14 protein-coding genes, 1 tRNA gene and 1 pseudogene are annotated in these 18,095 nt (G+C 62.7%); 8 read left to right on the plus strand and 8 right to left on the minus strand.

The genetic code is table 11. From position 1 onward, the window contains the following. Positions 1–59 precede the first annotated feature (59 nt). On the plus strand, positions 60–2,429 hold the full coding sequence (locus VOM14_RS09840) for an FdhF/YdeP family oxidoreductase (protein ID WP_327628506.1): 2,370 nt from the start codon (positions 60–62) through the stop codon (positions 2,427–2,429). A 4-nt stretch (positions 2,430–2,433) separates the two neighbouring features. On the opposite strand, the gene VOM14_RS09845 is transcribed toward VOM14_RS09840, so the two are convergent. From VOM14_RS09845 to VOM14_RS09870, 6 genes are all read right to left on the minus strand, one after another. Further along, positions 2,434–2,937, minus strand: a complete 504-nt coding sequence (locus tag VOM14_RS09845) for a M48 metallopeptidase family protein (RefSeq protein WP_327628507.1) — start codon at positions 2,935–2,937, stop codon at positions 2,434–2,436. Positions 2,938–3,024: 87 nt separating this feature from the next. Further along, positions 3,025–4,323 (minus strand): L-fuconate dehydratase, encoded by a 1,299-nt coding sequence (locus VOM14_RS09850; RefSeq protein WP_327628508.1) that lies wholly within the window; start codon positions 4,321–4,323, stop codon positions 3,025–3,027. 37 nt (positions 4,324–4,360) lie between these two features. After that, positions 4,361–5,302, minus strand: coding sequence for an ABC transporter substrate-binding protein (locus VOM14_RS09855; protein WP_327628509.1), 942 nt, complete (start codon positions 5,300–5,302; stop codon positions 4,361–4,363). 100 nt (positions 5,303–5,402) lie between these two features. After that, positions 5,403–6,428: an ABC transporter permease gene (locus VOM14_RS09860; protein ID WP_327628510.1), complete on the minus strand. Its 1,026-nt coding sequence runs from the start codon at positions 6,426–6,428 to the stop codon at positions 5,403–5,405. Positions 6,429–6,444: 16 nt separating this feature from the next. After that, positions 6,445–7,956, minus strand: coding sequence for a sugar ABC transporter ATP-binding protein (locus tag VOM14_RS09865; protein ID WP_327628511.1), 1,512 nt, complete (start codon positions 7,954–7,956; stop codon positions 6,445–6,447). Between the two features lie 645 nt (positions 7,957–8,601). Next, positions 8,602–9,798 carry a TIGR03118 family protein gene (locus tag VOM14_RS09870; protein ID WP_327628512.1) on the minus strand — a complete coding sequence of 399 codons (1,197 nt, stop codon included), beginning with the start codon at positions 9,796–9,798 and terminating at the stop codon, positions 8,602–8,604. Positions 9,799–10,728: 930 nt separating this feature from the next. Here VOM14_RS09870 and VOM14_RS09875 point away from each other — a divergent pair. The 4 genes from VOM14_RS09875 (at position 10,729) to arsB (ending at position 14,348) form a co-directional block, all read left to right on the plus strand. After that, positions 10,729–11,916, plus strand: coding sequence for a hypothetical protein (locus tag VOM14_RS09875; protein WP_327628513.1), 1,188 nt, complete (start codon positions 10,729–10,731; stop codon positions 11,914–11,916). A gap of 340 nt (positions 11,917–12,256) precedes the next feature. After that, the gene (locus tag VOM14_RS09880; RefSeq protein ID WP_327628611.1) at positions 12,257–12,592 is read left to right on the plus strand and encodes an ArsR/SmtB family transcription factor; all 336 of its coding nucleotides are present in this window, start codon (positions 12,257–12,259) and stop codon (positions 12,590–12,592) included. Between the two features lie 168 nt (positions 12,593–12,760). Beyond that, complete coding sequence (locus tag VOM14_RS09885; protein WP_327628514.1) at positions 12,761–13,255, plus strand: arsenate reductase ArsC; 495 nt, start codon at positions 12,761–12,763, stop codon at positions 13,253–13,255. Positions 13,256–13,277: 22 nt separating this feature from the next. Beyond that, positions 13,278–14,348, plus strand: a complete 1,071-nt coding sequence (gene arsB / locus VOM14_RS09890) for an ACR3 family arsenite efflux transporter (RefSeq protein ID WP_327628515.1) — start codon at positions 13,278–13,280, stop codon at positions 14,346–14,348. Positions 14,349–14,350: 2 nt separating this feature from the next. Here arsB and VOM14_RS31410 read toward each other — a convergent pair. Continuing rightward, positions 14,351–14,665 (minus strand): annotated as a pseudogene (locus tag VOM14_RS31410) (Arm DNA-binding domain-containing protein); the annotation flags it as partial. 128 nt (positions 14,666–14,793) lie between these two features. Then, positions 14,794–14,878, minus strand: a tRNA-Leu gene (locus VOM14_RS09900). Positions 14,879–15,061: 183 nt separating this feature from the next. On the opposite strand from VOM14_RS09900, the gene VOM14_RS09905 reads away from it, so the two are divergent. The 3 genes from VOM14_RS09905 (at position 15,062) to VOM14_RS09915 (ending at position 18,064) form a co-directional block, all read left to right on the plus strand. After that, positions 15,062–16,129, plus strand: a complete 1,068-nt coding sequence (locus VOM14_RS09905; RefSeq protein ID WP_327628516.1) for a LacI family DNA-binding transcriptional regulator — start codon at positions 15,062–15,064, stop codon at positions 16,127–16,129. A 79-nt stretch (positions 16,130–16,208) separates the two neighbouring features. Further along, positions 16,209–17,243 (plus strand): ABC transporter substrate-binding protein, encoded by a 1,035-nt coding sequence (locus VOM14_RS09910; RefSeq protein ID WP_442955531.1) that lies wholly within the window; start codon positions 16,209–16,211, stop codon positions 17,241–17,243. After that, positions 17,240–18,064, plus strand: a complete 825-nt coding sequence (locus tag VOM14_RS09915; protein ID WP_327628518.1) for an ABC transporter permease — start codon at positions 17,240–17,242, stop codon at positions 18,062–18,064. Before VOM14_RS09910 ends, VOM14_RS09915 begins: the two co-directional genes overlap by 4 nt. Positions 18,065–18,095: the final 31 nt, after the last annotated feature.

Genomic DNA, 18,095 nt, shown 5'->3' on the forward strand with positions numbered 1-18,095 from the left:
CACAGTAGTCTTGTCACCATCGGCTGAAAAGCCTTGTCAAGACCACGTGCGGCAACATCATGAAGAAAACCGACCTTCGCGGCGAATCGCGTTCCGACGCCCGAATTGAACCGTACAAGCATCCGGCCGCCGGCTGGGGCGCGCTGAAATACGTCGCCATCAATCTGATCAAGGAAAAGGTGACGGGCGGCAACTACCGCACGCTGCTCAAGCAGAATCAGCCGGACGGCTTCGACTGTCCAGGCTGCGCGTGGCCCGACCGCGAGCATGCATCGACCTTCGAATTCTGCGAGAACGGCGTGAAGGCAGTGGCCGCCGAGGCGACCAGCAAGCGCGTGACGCCCGCGTTCTTCGCGCAGCACACGGTCGAGGAACTGATGGCGCAGTCCGACTTCGAGCTGGAACAGCACGGCCGCCTGACCGACCCGCTCGTCTACGACGCGATGCTCGACCGCTATGTGCCGATCGGCTGGGACGAAGCGTTCGATCTGATCGCGAGCCATCTGAAACGCCTCGACGATCCGGACCGCGCCGCCTTCTACACGTCGGGCCGCGCGAGCAACGAAGCCGCGTTTCTCTATCAGCTGTTCGTGCGCATGTACGGCACCAACAACTTCCCCGACTGCTCGAACATGTGCCACGAAGCGACGAGCCGCGGCTTGCCGGGCACGGTCGGCATCGGCAAGGGCACGGTCACGCTCGACGACTTCGAACACGCCGACACGCTTCTGATCTTCGGCCAGAATCCGGCCACCAATCATCCGCGCATGCTCGGCGAGTTGCGCGAGTGCGCGAAGCGCGGCGCGACCATCGTGTCGATCAATCCGCTCAAGGAGCGCGGCCTCGAACGTTTTGCGAGCCCGCAGCATCCGGTGGAAATGCTGACGATGGGCAGCACGAAGATCAGCTCCGTGTTCCTCCGGCCGAAAGTCGGCGGCGATTTCGCGCTGATCAAGGGCGTCGCGAAGCGCGTGATCGAACTCGACGACGAAGCGCAGATGTCGGGTCTCGCGCGCGTGCTCGACGTGGACTTCATCGCCGGACACACGGTGGGCTTCGAGGCCTTCGCCGACGACCTGCGTGCCGAAAGCTGGGACACGATCGTGGCCGAAGCAGGCGTGCCGTTCGAGGACGTGCTGAAACTGGCCGACATCTACGTGAAGGGCCGTGCGGTCATCTCGACGTGGGGCATGGGTCTCACGCAGCACAAGAATTCGGTGGCGACGGTGCAATTGCTGTCGAACCTGATGATGATGCGCGGCAATATCGGCCGGCGCGGCGCGGGTCTGTGCCCGGTGCGCGGACACTCGAACGTGCAGGGCGACCGCACGGTCGGCATCGAGGAAAAGCCGACACAGGCGTTTCTCGACCGGCTCGGCGAGGTCTATCGCTTCGAGCCGCCGCGCGAGCATGGGCTCGACGTCGTCAACACGATTCAGGCGATGCTCGATCGCAAGGTGAAAGTGTTCATCGGGCTGGGCGGCAACTTCTCGATTGCGACGCCGGACACGCCGCGCACATGGGATGCCATGCGTTCGTGCGATCTGACCGTGCACGTCACGACGAAGCTGAACCGCAGCCACCTCGTGCATGGCCGCGACGCGCTGATCCTGCCGACGCTCGGCCGCACCGAGATCGATTTGCAGAACGGCGTGGCGCAAGGCGTGAGCGTCGAGGATTCGATGAGCATGGTGCACATGTCGTACGGCATGAACAAACCGGCTTCGGAGAATCTGCTGTCCGAGATCGCGATCGTCGCGCGCATGGCGCATGCGACGCTCGGCAGCACCAAGGTGGATTGGCTCGCGCATGCGGCGGACTACGCGCTGATTCGCGACGGCATCGCGAAGGTGATCGACGGTTTCCACGATTACAACGAGCGTCTGAAGCTTCCGGGCGGCTTCCATCTCGGCGTGGCGTCGCGCGAGCGGATCTGGAAAACGCCGAGCGGCAAGGCGCAGTTCCTCGTGCACGCAATCGCGCTCGATACGCCGATTCATCGCGCGCGCAAGGAACACGGCGAGCGCCTGATGACCTTGATGACGACGCGTTCGCACGACCAGTACAACACGACGATCTACGGCCTCGACGACCGCTATCGCGGCGTGTACGGGCAGCGCCGCGTGCTGTTCGCGAACCGTGACGATATCGCGATGCTGGGTTTTGCGGCCGGACAGCGCGTGGATATCACGAGTGTGTGGGCGGACGGCATCGAGCGTCACGCGGAAGGTTTTCTGCTCGTGGAGTACGACATTCCGCGCGGCTACCTCGGCGCTTACTATCCGGAGACGAATCCGCTCGTGCCGTTGTCGTCGGTGGCGGATGGCGCGGGCACGCCGACTTCGAAGTCGATTCCGGTGTTGTTGAAGGCGTCGGCGGTTGGAGGGGTTAAAGCAGCGGCTGAAGCGTTAAAAGCAGCCGCGAGCTGAAAAATCAGGCCTGATTCTTCATCGACTCGCGGTGCGTGAGGTAAAGCCGCAGATCGAATTCGATCTGATGGTAGCCCGGCTGCATGAATTCGCAGAGACGATAAAACGCCTTGTTGTGATCGCTCTCTTTCAGATGCGCGAGTTCATGCACCACGATCATTTTCAGAAATTCCGGCGCCGCCGTTTTGAAGAGCGACGCGATGCGAATTTCCTTCTTCGCCTTCAGCTTGCCGCCCTGCACGCGCGAAATGCTGGTGTGCAGGCCCAACGCGTGGCGCATCACATCGAGCTTGCTGTCGTAAGTGACCTTGTCGATCTGTTCCGCGCTGCGCAGATGGTCACGCTTCAGTTCCGCGCAATACGTGTAGAGCGCGCGATCGGTTTGCACCTCATGCGTGTTCGGATAGCGCGCAGCGAGATACGGGCCGAGCGCTCTGTCGGCGATCAGCTTGTTGACTTTGTCGAGCAGCGCGGGCGGATAGCCGCTCAGGTATTTCAGATGGGACATGGACGTGGCCTGACATGAGACGCCGAGTTTACACGACCACGCGATCTGTTGCTTCGTGTGCGGCAGCAGGTGCGCTTCAGGTGTGCTTCAGGTGCGCCATGCCGGGCCGTCGGGAAAGCCATGCCGGTCGAGCGAGGCCGCATGCATTTCGATGCTGTAGCCGGGCCGCTGCGGCGGCATATAGCGGCCATTGCGGATCACCACGGGATCGACGAAATGCTCGTGCAAGTGGTCCACGTATTCGAGCACCCGGTTTTCCAGCGACGCCGACACGCAGATATAGTCGACCAGCGAAATATGCTGCACGTACTCGCACAAACCGACGCCGCCCGCGTGCGGACACACGGGCACGCCGAACTTCGCCGCCATCAGCAGCACGACGATCACTTCGTTCAGTCCGCCGAGGCGGCAACTGTCCACCTGACAGAAGTCGATGGCCCGCGCCTGCAGCAACTGCTTGAACATCACGCGGTTATGGCAATGCTCGCCCGTCGCCACGCCGATGGGCGCAAGCCGTTCGCGGATGGCCGCGTGGCCGAGGATGTCGTCGGGACTCGTGGGCTCCTCGATCCACCACGGATCGAATTGCGCGAGACGCCGCATGTTGGCAATGGCTTCGTCGACGTCCCACACCTGATTGGCGTCCATCATCAGCTTGCGGTGCGCGCCAATCTCTTCGCGCAGAATGCGGGCGCGGCGCATGTCTTCGTCGAGATTGCCGCCCACTTTCTGCTTGAAATGCATCCACCCTTGCGCGACGCCTTCGCGCGCGAGCCGGCGGATTTTCTCGTCGTCGTAGCCGAGCCAGCCGGCGGATGTCGTGTAGGCCGGATAGCCGTGCGCGAGCATCTCCTTCTCGCGCACGGCCTTCGTCTCCACATGACGATGCAGCATCGCGACCGCTTCCTGCGGCGTGATCGCGTCGCTCACGTAGCGGAAGTCGAGACAGCGCACGAGTTCCTCGGGACTCATGTCGACAATCAGCTTCCACACCGGCTTGCCTTGCGCCTTCGCCCACAGATCCCACACCGCGTTGACCACCGCCGCCGTCGCCAGATGAATCGCGCCCTTGTCAGGACCGATCCAGCGCAACTGGCTGTCGGAGGTGATCTCGCGCCAGAAAGCGCCCATGTTCGCGGCAATCTCCTCAAGCGTCTTGCCGACCACGAGCGGCGCGAGCGCCTCCACCGCCCTCACGCAGATCTCGTTGCCGCGCCCTATCGTGAACGTGAGGCCGTGGCCGCTGAGCCGTTGCGGCGAATCCGTTTCGAGCGTGACGTAAGTGGCCGAATAATCCGGCGCGGCGTTCATTGCATCCGAGCCATCGAGTGAACGCGAGGTCGGAAACCGGATGTCTCGCACGGACAACTGGGTGATCGTGGTCATCTGACACGCTCCTCGACGGCGGCGGGTTGGGCGGCGATCAATCGTAGAGCACGGCGGCGATCTTCGGATCGCTCATGTTGCTCTTGTCGTACCAGTAAAAGCCCGTGTCGACTTTCTTCGGCAGCTTTTCGCCCTTGAGCGCCTTCACCGCCGAATCGACCACGCATTTGCCGATGCCGACCGGGTTCTGCGTAATCGCGCCCGCCATCAAACCGGAATTGATATCGTCTTTCTGCTCCTTGCCCGAGTCGTAACCGATCAGCACAAGCTTCTTGCCCGACTCCTTCACGCCGATCGCCGCGCCTTCGGCCGAGCCTTCATTGGCGCCGAAAATGCCCTTCAGATTCGGATTCGCCTGGATCATCGCCTTCGCGATTTCCGCCGACTTCAGATGGTCGCCCGCGCCATACTGCACGGAAACGATCTTCACGTTCGGATGCTTGCTCTTCATCTCGTTGAGAAAACCGTCGCGCCGGTCGATGCCCGTGCGGCTCGTCTGATCGTGCACGATCACGCCGACCTCGCCCGCATTGCCGATCGCCTCGGCCATCTTGTCGGCGGCGAGCGCAGCCGCGGCGAGATTGTCGGTCGCGCAGGTCGTGAGCGGAATCGTGCTATCCACGCCCGAGTCGAATGCGATAACCGGAATCTTCGCGGACTGCGCTCTCTTCAGAAGCGGAATGGCCGCCTTGCTGTCGAGCGCGGCGATGCCGAGCGCTTGCGGCTTTTTCGCCAATGCAGCGGACAGCATGTCGATCTGCTTGTCGACCATCGCCTCGGTTTCCGGTCCTTCGAACGTGATCCTGACGTTGTGCTCCTTCGCGCTCTGCTCCGCGCCGGATTTCACCGCCTGCCAGAACTGATGCTGGAAGCCCTTCGAGATGAGCGGAATATAGACATCGTCCGCGTGCGCGAGATTCGTCCCGCCGACAAGCGCGCTCAACCCGACCACCGCGCCGAATAGCTTTCGATTCAACATGGCAACTCTCCTCTATGGTGTGGACCCTTCTTCTTCCGCTTCTTCCGCCGTCGGGACAGCGCGCCGCGCCGCCCGTTGCGGATGTTTTACGGCTTGAGCGTCAGCGTTTTCTGCGCCGCAGGATGTCGGCGTAGACAGCGAGAATGATGATGAGACCGGTCACCACGATCTGCCACTCCTGAGCGACCGACATGATGCGCAAACCGTTGGTCAGCACGCTCATGATGAACGCGCCGATGATGGTGCCGAGTATCGTGCCCGAGCCGCCCGACAGCGACGTGCCGCCGATCACCACGGCGGCGATGGCTTCCAGCTCGTAGCCCTGGCCGAGCGCCGGCTGCGCCGAATTCAGGCGCGATGCGATGAGCAGTCCCGCGACGCCGCAAATCGCGCCGCCGAGGCCGTAAATGGCGATCTTCCAGCGGTCGACGTTCACGCCGGACAGCCGCACCGCTTCTTCGTTGCTGCCGAGCGCGAACGTATAGCGGCCGAGCGCCGTGCGATTGAGCATGATCGAACTCACAATGGCGAGAACAAACAGGATCAGCACCGCGTTCGGAATGGGCAGGCTCGGCAGCACGTAGCCGATCAGCGAGTCCTGCGAGATCATGTAGAAGTTTTCGGTGTCGGTGAAATAGATCGGCTTGTCCGCCGAGACCACCAGCGACAGTCCCTTGAGCAGCAGCATCATGCCGAGCGTGGCGATGAAAGGCGGGATCTTCATCTTCGCCGTGAGCGTGCCTGAAATAGTCCCGCAGATCGCGCCCGTGCCGATCGCGGCCAGCACGCCGAGCCACATCGGCAAATGCCAGTAAGTGAGAAACACGCCGCAAATAACCGCGGTGAATGTCATCAGCGTGCCGACCGACAGGTCGATGCCGCCCGTGATGATGACGAACGTGGAGGCGATCGCCAGCACGCCGTTGACCGCCGTCGCCTGCAGAATGCCGAGGATGTTGTCCATCTGCATGAAAGCGGGCGATGCGAAGCTGAAGAACACCAGCAGCAGAATCAGGCTCGCGAACGCGAGCAGCTTCTGCAAAGCCGTCGGCGAAAAGATGCGGGCTCTGAGGCCGCTCAGGCGCCCCTGGCCGCTGAGCGCCGGAGAATCCGATTGCAGTGTCATGGCGTCCTCTTGCGGCTCACGCCGCTTTTAGGGTTTGGCGCTGCGTCGCGAGATGCATGATGCGCTCCTGCGTGGCGTCTTCGGCGGACAGCTCGCCGGTAATGCGCCCCTCGCACATCACGACGACGCGATCGCTCATGCGCAGGATCTCCGGCAATTCCGACGAGATCATCACGATCGCCTTGCCTTCGTCCGCGAGCGAGCGCAGCAGCTTGTAGATTTCGCTTTTCGCGCCGACGTCGATGCCGCGCGTCGGTTCGTCGAAGAAGAGCACGTCGCAGTCGCGCTCCAGCCACTTCGCGATCACGATTTTCTGCTGATTGCCGCCCGACAGCAGCCGCACTTCCTGCGCGGCGGACGGCGTGCGAATCGCAAGCAGATTGATGAAATGCGTCGCGCGGCGGCGCATCCGCGCGCGGCGCAGGAAAAAGTTGAGCGACAGGAATTCGCGCAGATTCGACATGACGATGTTCGATTCCACGTCCATGCCGGTCGCGAGGCCGAAGCGCTTGCGGTCTTCCGACAGATAACCGATGCCGTGCGCGACCGCGTCGCTCGGCTTTCTGATTGCCGCCTTCGCGCCTTTCACGAAGATTTCGCCGGATTCGAGCGGATCGGCGCCGAACACCGCGCGCGCGACCTCGGTGCGGCCCGCGCCCATCAAACCGGCAAAGCCCAGAATCTCGCCCTTGCGCAGCGCAAAGCTGACGTCTTTCACGAGCGGCCCTGCATTGAGATGGCGGACTTCCAGCGCGAGTTCGCCCTCGCTTGCGGCGCGCGCGGACGGTGCGGTGTCGGCGAGCGTGCGCCCGACCATCATGCCGATGATCGCCGCGACGCTCGTGTCGGCGGCGCCGACGGTGGCCACATATTCGCCGTCGCGCAGCACGGTGACGCGGTCGGCGATCTGCTTGAGTTCGTCCATCTTGTGCGAGATATACACGATGCCGACGCCCCGCCCTTTCAGCTCGCGGATGATGCGAAAGAGTTCGGCGATTTCGGCGTCGTTGAGCGCGGAGGTGGGCTCGTCCATGATGAGCACGCGCGAATCGAAGGACAAGGCCTTGGCGATCTCGACCATCTGCTGGCTCGCGACCGTCAGGTCGCCGACCAGCGCGCGCGGGTCCAGATGCACATGCATGCGGGCGAGAATCTCGTGCGCCTGCGCGTTGAGTTTGTCTTCGTCGAGAAAGAGCTTGAGCCGCCCGCGCGGCTCGCGGCCGATGAACATGTTCTGCGCGACGCTCAGATGATTCATCAGCTGCAATTCTTGATGAATGATGCCGACGCCCGCGGCTTGGGCGTCGCGCGGGCTGTCGAACTCGGCCGGCTGAGCGCCGAGCAGGATTTCACCGGAATCGCGCGTGTACACGCCGGCGAGGATTTTCATCAGCGTGGATTTACCGGCGCCGTTTTCGCCCATCAGCGCATGGACTTCGCCCGCCATCAGCTCGAACTGCACGTCGTGAAGCGCCCGCACGCCGGGAAAGCTCTTGCTGAGCTTCTTGACGGAGATAAGCGGGATCATGGCGCGTAGCCCACGAAAGCAGCGAAAGCGGTGAACACGGCGCAAGCGGCGCAAGCGGCGCGGCGACCGCAGGCCTCGACCCGCGACGCGGCGCGCGAGACCACCGGGCGGCGCCGGCTTGTCTGACTGGAATCGCAACGAGAAGCCAGGCACATTGCTGGACCCCCAAATCGATGTGCGACGATTCTACGACGCCCGGCGCGAACGCCTCAAGTTCAGGCATTCCCCAGTGTCCGCAGCGCTTACGTGGCTGCGGTTTTGTGCACAGTTTGGGATTGAGGAAAGGCAACCGCTCGCCGGGCTGCCTGTACTCGTCGGTCTCGATCGTTCCGCCCATTGCGTCCATCATCGCGCGAATGTCGCAGGGATGTCGGGGACGCGATCGCCGCAAGCGTTGCGCCAATAACACCCTAGCGCCAGCGTGCCCTGTTGCGCCTGGAGCCGCTCGCGCAGATCGGCGCGCGGCAGTGCAAGATAGCTCTTGATGTGTCTTCCCGGCGAAAGCCGCCAACATAGGCAAGCTCAGCGGTTAATTTGCCAGGTTTGTTCAGCTCGAATCTGGAGACGATGGCAAACGCTTTGGTGCGGCGTGGGTGCCGCATGGGTGCCGCATGAGTGCCGCATGCCGCTTTGGTGGGGTCATCGTTACATGCCCATGCCCATCCCTCCGCTCGTGCTGCTGCCCGAGCCCGAGCCCGAGCCCGAGCCCGAGCCCGAGCCAAAACCGGAGCCCGAATTCGACACTGTATTCAGATCGATTCTTCCGTAAATGCCATTGGCTTCGTTATTAGGCCCCGCCGCGAAGAACAGCGTATTGGAAGGCTGATTGCTAAGGTCATTGCCGAACGCGATGCCCCACAAGCCGTTTTCGACAATCGGACTGCCGCTCGGCCCATTGAGCGATCCCATCGACAGGCCGCTCGACGCATTGAACGCGTGAATCGTGCCATCGCCGAAATTGCCGATCAGTATCGCGCCACTCATTGAACCGAAGTTGCCGGGCGCTTGCGCAATGCCCCAAGGCGCATTCAGCGGGCCGCCCGTCGCAAAGTGCTGCTTGAGGTTTCCCGCCGTGTCGTACACATCGACCATGCCGAGTCCCGCGCCCGCGACATCGTCGTGTCTGGCTGCGTCCTGCATCGCGTAAGTGACGAACAGATTCGAGCCGATCGCCTGAATGCCGAACGGCGCGAAGCCGGCCGGAATCGCCGGGTCCGCGAAGGCGCCCGGCATCGTGACCTTGATAAACGAGGTGTTAAAGACGTCGATTTTATTGTTATGGAAGTCGGTCGCGTAAAGGAGATTATTGTTGTTCATCGCGGCGAGTGCGAGACCCTTGTACACGGCGCCACCCGTGCCGTCGTCGTACATGACGAACGCGTTGGTCGGCCCGACGGCGGGCGCCCATGCTGTGATGGTGCCGCCTTCGCCGGCGAAGATGAACGCCGCGACGCCGGACTTGCCGTTTTCCGTAACAAGGAAGCTTTGTGTGCCATTGAATACGATACCCGTGGGCGATGCCGAACCGTTCTTGCCGGCGGGTATCGTGACGACCAGCGATTGCGGCACGCCGCTGCCGTCATAGAGCGTCGCGACATCGATGCCGTTGTCCGCGACCCACGCGAAACCTTTCGGATTGAAGGCGACGCCCCAAGGGTTTTTCAGGTTCGCGTCCGTATGGGCGGCAGGCACCACGCCATCGGACACGAGAGCCATCACAGTAAACGACGACTGGATGGGCGAGTTCGTAGTGTTCGAACCGGACCCGCCGCCGCATGACACGAGAGTCGCGATGGCCGCGCTGCATGCAACGGCGCTGAAGACGTCAAGTAGAGATTTCATGACCGTGCCCCTTGCTCTGCCCAAAGGTTCTGACAGTCAATGAACGAGAAGAAGGCGCGGTTTATTCCTGCTGTGTGAGGCCGGACTGGCGTTGTTGCGCATGCGGAATAAGACGTCAGTGCGCCGCGTTTATGGCTATACAGACGCCCGCGTTCGCGATGAGCCGCGTGACGCGTGTGCAATGCAACCGCAGTTTGGCGTCGTCGGGAATAGCGCGGCTCATGCCTCGCAGGATGCCCCTCCGTGGGACTTCCTGCGAGCTTCCCCAGGAGAAAATCATCATGAAGCGGCTTTGGATGGTTCTTGCATGTCTCGTTTGCCTCGGAATGGCCTCGGTTTCTGTATCCGTGGCCGCGAGCGGCGATATGAATCAAGGCGGCAACGGCGCGTCGAGCAGTTCAACCGATTCCTCGGGCGGTGGTTACTGAGCGCAGGTCAAGGTTGCGTCGTTGAATGGTCCACCCATTGCAAGGCCGGAGTGAAGCGATAAAAATCATCCGTCGGGGTATAGCCCTGAATGTGTCGATATCGTTCAGGTCATTGCGCTGCTGCAAAGCCATCGGCCGAAGCAGTCATCCAGCAGTCATCCACTCTTGCCCCGCCGGTTCGCCACGGAATATTTCCCTTGGTCAGCCGTTTACTCCCCACGCTTCGCCCGCCTTCGCGCATGCTGTCGAGCGAGCCATTTCCAGTTGCCCGTGCAGGTCGCAGGCCCTTTTCCGGTAGTCCAGCCGGCAAGGGCCTGGTTTGCCTGTATCCAGGAATTCGCCCCGCCGCGGCCAACGCTGCGCGGCCCGCGTTCGGGTCGCAGGGCCGAGGCGTCAATGCCCATCGCGATGGGCAGGGGCGATTGTTGCCTGCGGCGGCCGGCGCACGATGCGTGCAGCGACAGCAGACTTGCCGCCCCGCAGCTTTCGTGGAGAGCCAGTCATGAACTACCTCATACAAGGACAAGGCTTTGAATCGAATGCTGACCCGCAGTCGAGCAATCGAGCGGCCCGCAACTCAGGCCACGCGTGGAAGCGATTACTGCTGGCCACGCTATGCGGCACGAGCCTCGCGTTTTCCGCTGGGGGCAGCGCGGTGGCCGGCGACCTCATGCAGTTGCTGCCGCCGCCGCTCGTCACTTCGCCGACGGTGCCCCCCAACGGCGACCTCAACCCGTATGGCGTCGCGTTCGTGCCCGATGGCTTCCCGTCCTTCGGTACGATCTCGCCGGGCGATCTGCTCGTCTCCAATTTCAACAATTCAGCCAATAAGCAGGGCACGGGTACGACGATCGTCAAGATCGTGCCGAATAGCAACCCGGTCGTGTTCTTCCAGGGTCCGAATGGTCTTGGCCTGACCACCGCGCTTGGCGTGCTAAGGGGCGGCTTCGTGCTGGTCGGGAACACCCCCACCAGCGACGGCACCTTCGCCACGATCCAGGATGGCTCACTGCTGGTGCTCAATCGTAATGGCGGCGTTGCCGCAGAATGGTCGTTCCTCAAGACCAAGGCGGACATCCACGGGCCTTGGGACCTGACAATCTTCGATCACGGCGACTCTGCGAAGATCTTCGTGTCGAATGTGCTGAGCGGGACGGTCGTGCGCTTCGATGTCACGGTCGATAGCAGCGGCGTCCACATCGTCCGCCAGACGCGGATCGCGTCCGGCTACCCGCATCACAGCGACCCGTCCGCACTGGTGGTCGGTCCGACCGGACTTGCATACGATCCGCAACGCGACGTGCTGTATGTCGCGTCAACCGCCGATAACGCGATCTTCGCGCTCTTCGGCGCGGGAACGACGCAATACGACGGCGGCAAAGGCGTGGTGATCTATGCGGACAACAAGCATCTGCACGGCCCGCTCGCGCTGGCGCTCGGCCCGAACGGCGATCTGTTCACCGCAAATGGCGACGCGATCAATCCTGATCCGGCAAATCCTAGCGAGTTGACCGAGTTCACGCCGCAGGGCCGTTTTGTCGCGCAACTGTCAGTCGATCCAGCGACAGGCGGTGCTTTCGGCATCGCGTTCTCACAGGTACATCATGACATGGTGCAATTTGGCGCCGTCGACGATAACGCAAGCCCGAACGACATTACGGTATGGACACTGCCGTTTAACAGTCAGTGATGGAAGCGAGCAAGTGAACCCGGGCGCCGTCACGCCGACTCTGCTGTACTGGGCGAACCGACCCAGTACAGCAGAGCGACGTGACGGGCAGCCGCTGTCGCCAAGTCAACGAATGCGTACTTTCGGTCCTCATCAGCCAGTTGAGTACGCGAGGCCTTCGACCATTGTCACCCTATGAGCGGCCGCTCATCGTCGGATAGCCAACCCTGTTCGAAGTCGTTCGACAGGCATGACCGCCCCAACGCCTCGTCATTGATTGCAGTATTCACCTCCCCATCACAGGAAGGTGAAGCCAGCAAAATTCTTGTCATTCAAACAACAATTCGACTATTATCGAAATATGGAAACAAACCAGACCATCGCCGCTTTGGCGGCGCTCGCGCACGAGTCACGGCTCGCTGTCTTTCGCGCCTTGGTGCAGGCAGGCCCCGAAGGCATGCCAGCAGGCCAGATCGCCACGCTGCTGGACGTCGCGCCGTCGTCCCTTTCCTTCCATCTGAAGGAGCTGTCGCACGCCCAGCTCGTCACCAGTCGGCAGGAAGGCCGGTTCGTCTATTACTGCGCAAACTTCGAAACGATGAACGGTCTGCTGGTCTATCTCACCGAGAACTGCTGCGGCGGCAACCCTTGTTCGCCGGCCTCAGCGTGTTCTCCCATCAAGGAGAAGCGGTCATGAAGCGCTTTCACATTCACGTCGCCGAATAGAAATGGATGCTCGCATGGAGATCCGTGACGGCGACACGACATCGCGTCTTCGGCGCGCCGCCGTCAAACAAACCGGTCGGTGTTCCGGTCAAGTCTTCGTCGTGCTGCTGAGTCCGGCGCGCAATTCAACGAGGAGCGTATGACCACCAACGTATTGATCCTGTGCACGCACAACTCGGCGCGCAGCGTGCTCTCTGAAGGTATGTTGAACCACTGGGCTCACCGGCTCGGCAAGGACGTGCGCGCGTTTAGCGCGGGAAGTACCCCGAGCGGCCGCATCAATCCATTCGCGCTCGAAGCGCTGACGAACGCCGGCATCGATACCGAAGGCTATCGCAGCAAGAGCTGGGATGAATTTGCGCAGGATGGCGCGCCGCAAATGCGCATCGTCGTCACGGTATGCGACAGCGCGGCCGTCGAGCAGTGCCCGTTCTGGCCCGGTAGTCCAGTGAAGGTGCACTGGGGCTATGCCGACCCGTCGAACGCCCCCGGCGGCGATGAAGGCAAGCGTCAGGCGTTCGAACTGACACGCCAGGCAATCGGCTATCGCATGCTTCAACTGCTTGAACTTCCCTTGAATCGTTTGAGCAATGCCGAGCTTCAGCAGGCGCTCAACGACATCCTGCAAAGCTGAACTCTTCTCCATCGATTTGTCCATGAATACCCCCCACGTCGCCGCTTCGCGCAAGACCACTTCGAGTCCGGCCATCAGCTTCTTCGAGCGATACCTGACCGTGTGGGTCGCGCTGTGCATCGTCGCGGGCGTCCTGCTCGGCCAGGTGTCGCCCGGCGTGTTTCAGGCGATTGGCCGGATGGAGTACGCTCAGGTCAACCTCCCAGTCGGGTTGCTGATCTGGGTGATGATCATTCCGATGCTGGTCAAGGTGGATTTCGGTTCGCTGCATGAAGTGCGTCAGCACATCCGGGGAATCGGCGTTACGCTCGTCGTGAACTGGCTGGTCAAACCTTTTACGATGGCGTTCCTCGCGTGGCTGTTCATCAAGCATCTGTTCGCGCCGCTGCTGCCCGCGGCGCAGCTCGACAGCTACGTGGCCGGGCTGATCCTGCTGGCTGCCGCGCCCTGCACGGCGATGGTGTTCGTCTGGAGCCGGCTGACCGGCGGTGATCCGCTGTTCACGCTTTCTCAGGTCGCGCTCAACGACAGCATCATGGTGGTCGCGTTCGCGCCGCTCGTCGGCCTGCTGCTGGGCATTTCCGCCATTACTGTGCCGTGGGCGACGTTGCTCACCTCGGTCGTGCTCTACATCGTCATTCCCGTGATGCTCGCGCAGATTCTGCGCAAGGCACTGCGCTCGCGAGGTGAGGCTGCACTTGATGCGGCGATGGCGAAGATCGGCCCGTGGTCGATCACGGCGCTGCTTGCAACGCTGGTGCTGCTGTTCGCCTTCCAGGGCGAAGCTATCCTGAAGCAGCCGCTCGTCATCGTGTTGCTCGCCGTGCCGATCCTGATCCAGGTGTTCTTCAATTCGGCGCTGGCGTACTGGCTTAACCGGGCGGTCGGCGAGAAGCACAATATTGCCTGCCCATCCGCCCTGATCGGCGCATCGAACTTCTTCGAGCTGGCCGTCGCCACTGCCATCGGCCTTTTCGGTTTCAACTCCGGCGCCGCGCTCGCGACTGTCGTGGGCGTGCTGATCGAGGTGCCGGTCATGCTGCTTGTCGTACGCATCGTCAACCGTTCGAAGAACTGGTACGAGTGCGTCTGAAGGCCATGCGCAACCACTCCGAACGAGTTCGCCGCGGCAACACGCATTGCACGCTTTTCCAGCCGCTTCGCTTCGCCAGGGTCAATCCCCGCCGCCGGTCTCTCACGCACGCCGTCGAGTTTCTCCCGCGCGGCCGCGAGTGACACATCGGGGTACACGCCGAGTGCGAGCGTCTTGGCCTTCCCGCGAACCGGTAGTTCATGCGCCAGTATTTCGAGCCCGACCTATCTATACATCCGTCCGCCGTCGGACAGTCGGTTACCTGCACCGTCCGGATTGAATCGGGCGTTCCTGATTTTTTTGTCGGTAAGCGGCATGGGTATGTCCCGATCGAGACGGCAGACTACGCCGCGATAATCCCGGGACATGCAGGTACAAAAAAAGCCGCAGATCCCTATGGGACGGCGACTTTGCGGAATTCACGAGAACTTGTGGGAAGACTTCCTGGTGCCGGGGACCGGACTCGAACCGGCAAGCTGTGAAGCGGCGGATTTTAAGTCCGCTATGTTTACCAATTTCATCACCCCGGCGAGGGTGGGGCAAAACGCGTGGACGCGCATTCTACCATTGGCCGCCAGGCGGACCAACCGGCCGCCCTGTCGGCCCCCAAGCCGCCAGGCCGCATCGCTGCGCCGCCAGAACTCAAGTCATCCGCAAGTCACAAACCTTCCCGATAATCCGCTTCCGAAAACGTTTACAACGAAGCGGAAATCATGACCCCGACGATCAAGGATGTCGCAGCGCACGCGGGCTTTTCCATCGCGACGGTCTCGCGCGCGATCAACGCGCCGCACACCGTCAACCCCGTCACGCTCGACAAGGTGCGGCAGTCCATCGACGCGCTCAACTTCCGGCCCAGCCCGCTCGGCCGTCAACTACGCGGCGAGCGCACGCGCCTGATCGGCGTGATTCTGCCGACGCTCGCGAATCCCGTCTTCGCCGAGTGCCTGCAAGGCATCGACGAACTCGCGGCCGCGCAAGGCTACCGGCTCATGCTGATGACCACGCAGTACGACGCCGACCGCGAACGCCACGCAATCGAAACGCTGCGAGAACATCGCGTGGAAGGCCTGATCCTGACCGTGGCCGACGCCGACACGCATCCGCTTCTCGACGAACTCGACCGCGACGGCCTGCTCTATGTGCTGATGCACAACGACACGGTGTGGCGTCCGTCGGTATCCGTCGACAACCGCCTCGCCGCCTATGAAGGCGTGCGCATGCTGATCGCGCACGGGCATCGCCGCATCCTGATGCTCGCCGGCACGCTCGCCGCGTCCGACCGCGCGCGGCAACGCCATCTCGGCTACGCACAGGCGATGCAGCAAGCCGGCCTCGCGCCCGCGCCCGCGCTCGAAGTCGATTTCAATGCCGATGAACTCGCGCCCTCGGTGCTCGCCCATCTGACGAGCGGCGCGAACCGCCCAAGCGCCCTCTTCTGCAGCAACGATCTGCTCGCGATGGTCGTGATGCGCGGCCTGCGCCGCGCGCGTCTGCAGATTCCGCGCGACATGTCGATTCTCGGCTTCGACGGCCTCGCGATGGGCGAACTGCTGTCGCCGCCGCTCGCGAGCGTGTGCGCGCCGAATCGCGAGATCGGCTGCGCGGCCTGGCACCGTTTGCTCGCTCGCGTGACCGGCAGCTACGAAGGCCTCGGCGAAACGCCGCTCGCGCTGACGCTGCCGCACAGCTTGCGCGAAGGCGCGACCATCGCCGCTATTTCCAGCCGCAACGACACGGCCGCGACACGTGCGTCCGCGCGCTTTCAACTTCAACCCTGAACCACCCGCTCTCTTTCTCTCCTGGAGAACCGCAGTGATCCGCCATTCCCTCCGTCCTGCTTCGGCGCTGATACCGCTGATGCGCCGCTTCGCGGCTTCCACGGCAACCGCGCTGTGCGCCGGCATCGTCCTCAGCGCCGCGCTCGGCGGCGTCTCGCCGCAAACCGCCCACGCCGACGAAACCGCGATCTGCTACAACTGCCCGCCCGAATGGGCCGACTGGGCGAGCCAGATCAAGGCGATCCAGCAGAAAACCGGCATCCGCGTGCCGTTCGACAACAAGAACTCCGGCCAGGCGATCGCGCAGTTGATGGCCGAGCAGAAAAGCCCGGTTGCCGACGTGGTGTATCTCGGCGTTTCCTCGGCATTCCAGGCGAAGGACAAGGGCGTCGTGCAGCCGTACAAGCCCGCGCATTGGAACGACATCCCGGCGAACATGAAAGACCCGCAAGGCTACTGGTTCACGATCCACTCGGGCACGCTGGGCTTTTTCGTCAACAAGGACGCGCTCGAAGGCAAGCCGGTGCCGCGCTCGTGGGCCGACCTGCTCAAGCCCGAATACAAAGGCATGATCGGCTACCTCGATCCGTCGAGCGCGTTTGTCGGCTATGCGGGCGCGGTGGCGGTGAATCAGGCGCTCGGCGGCACGCTCGATAACTTCGAACCGGGCCTCGACTGGTTTCGCAAGCTCAAGGCCAACGCGCCGATCGTGCCGAAGCAGACCGCCTACGCGCGCGTGATGTCGGGCGAAATTCCGATCCTGCTCGACTACGATTTCGACGCGTATCGTGCGAAATACAAGGATCACGCGAATGTCGAATTCGTGATTCCGAAGGAAGGCACGATTTCCGTGCCGTACGTGATGAGTCTCGTGAAGGGCGCGCCGCACGAAGCGAACGGCAAGAAGGTGCTCGACTTCGTGCTCTCCGACGAAGGCCAGAAACTGTGGGCCGATGCGTATCTGCGTCCGGTGCGCCCGAACGCGATGAGTGCGCAGACCGCCGCGAAATTCCTGCCGGCCAGCGAGTATGCACGCGCGAAGCCCGTCGACTTCGGCAAGATGGCCGAGAAGCAGTCGAGCTTCGGCGAGCGTTACCTTCAGGTGATGCATTGAACGACATCACGTTCCCGCTGCGCTGGCGCATTGCGTTGCTCGCGCCGGCGCTGGCAGTGTTCATCGCGTTCTGGCTGCTGCCGATGGGCGCGCTCGTGCAACTGAGCGGCGACGGCCACGCGTTCGCCACCTATCGCGCGATGCTGACGAATTCGCGCTACATGTCGAGCCTCGCGGCAACCGTGGTGTTATCGGCGGCGGTCACGGCGGCGACGCTGGTGCTCTCGGTGATCGCCGGCTTGCTGCTCGCGCGCCGCGAGTTTGCGTTCAAGCGCACGCTGCTCGCCTTGCTGACATTCCCGCTCGCGTTTCCCGGCGTGGTGGTCGGCTTCATGGTCATCATGCTCGCGGGACGCCAGGGCCTCGTCGGCGCGCTGTCGCTCAAGCTCACCGGCGACCGCTGGGTGTTCGCGTATTCGATGAGCGGCCTCTTTCTCGGCTACCTGTACTTCTCGATTCCGCGCGTGATCGTCACGGTGATGGCCTCGGCGACGAAGCTCGATGCGTCGCTCGAAGAAGCCGCGCGTTCGCTCGGTGCATCGCCGTGGCGCATCACGCGCGACATCGTGTTGCCCGCGCTCTCGCCCGGTCTGATCGCGGCGGGCGCGGTGTGTTTCGCCACCGCCATGGGCGCATTCGGCACCGCCTTCACGCTCGCGACCGACATCGACGTATTGCCGATGACCATCTATACCGAGTTCACGCTGAACGCGAACATGGTGACGGCGGCCGGACTTTCCATCGTGCTCGGCATCGTCACGTGGGCGGTGCTGGCGCTCGCGCGCAGCGTGAGCGGCTCGGCCGTGGCGGCCAGCGCATGAGCGGCATGATCGATCGCGGCCAGGCGCCCAA

The organism is Paraburkholderia sp. MPAMCS5, from assembly GCF_036016995.1.
GTDB lineage: Bacteria > Pseudomonadota > Gammaproteobacteria > Burkholderiales > Burkholderiaceae > Paraburkholderia.

Bases quoted from the DNA above. Each gene is read 5' to 3' on its own strand.
- VOM14_RS09840 (WP_327628506.1), top strand. From the start codon at position 60: ATGAAGAAAACCGACCTTCGCGGCGAATCGCGTTCCGACGCCCGAATT.
- VOM14_RS09845 (WP_327628507.1), bottom strand. From the start codon at position 2,937: ATGTCCCATCTGAAATACCTGAGCGGCTATCCGCCCGCGCTGCTCGAC.
- VOM14_RS09850 (WP_327628508.1), bottom strand. From the start codon at position 4,323: ATGACCACGATCACCCAGTTGTCCGTGCGAGACATCCGGTTTCCGACC.
- VOM14_RS09855 (WP_327628509.1), bottom strand. From the start codon at position 5,302: ATGTTGAATCGAAAGCTATTCGGCGCGGTGGTCGGGTTGAGCGCGCTT.
- VOM14_RS09860 (WP_327628510.1), bottom strand. From the start codon at position 6,428: ATGACACTGCAATCGGATTCTCCGGCGCTCAGCGGCCAGGGGCGCCTG.
- VOM14_RS09865 (WP_327628511.1), bottom strand. From the start codon at position 7,956: ATGATCCCGCTTATCTCCGTCAAGAAGCTCAGCAAGAGCTTTCCCGGC.
- VOM14_RS09870 (WP_327628512.1), bottom strand. From the start codon at position 9,798: ATGAAATCTCTACTTGACGTCTTCAGCGCCGTTGCATGCAGCGCGGCC.
- VOM14_RS09875 (WP_327628513.1), top strand. From the start codon at position 10,729: ATGAACTACCTCATACAAGGACAAGGCTTTGAATCGAATGCTGACCCG.
- VOM14_RS09880 (WP_327628611.1), top strand. From the start codon at position 12,257: ATGGAAACAAACCAGACCATCGCCGCTTTGGCGGCGCTCGCGCACGAG.
- VOM14_RS09885 (WP_327628514.1), top strand. From the start codon at position 12,761: ATGACCACCAACGTATTGATCCTGTGCACGCACAACTCGGCGCGCAGC.
- arsB (WP_327628515.1), top strand. From the start codon at position 13,278: ATGAATACCCCCCACGTCGCCGCTTCGCGCAAGACCACTTCGAGTCCG.
- VOM14_RS09905 (WP_327628516.1), top strand. From the start codon at position 15,062: ATGACCCCGACGATCAAGGATGTCGCAGCGCACGCGGGCTTTTCCATC.
- VOM14_RS09910 (WP_442955531.1), top strand. From the start codon at position 16,209: ATGCGCCGCTTCGCGGCTTCCACGGCAACCGCGCTGTGCGCCGGCATC.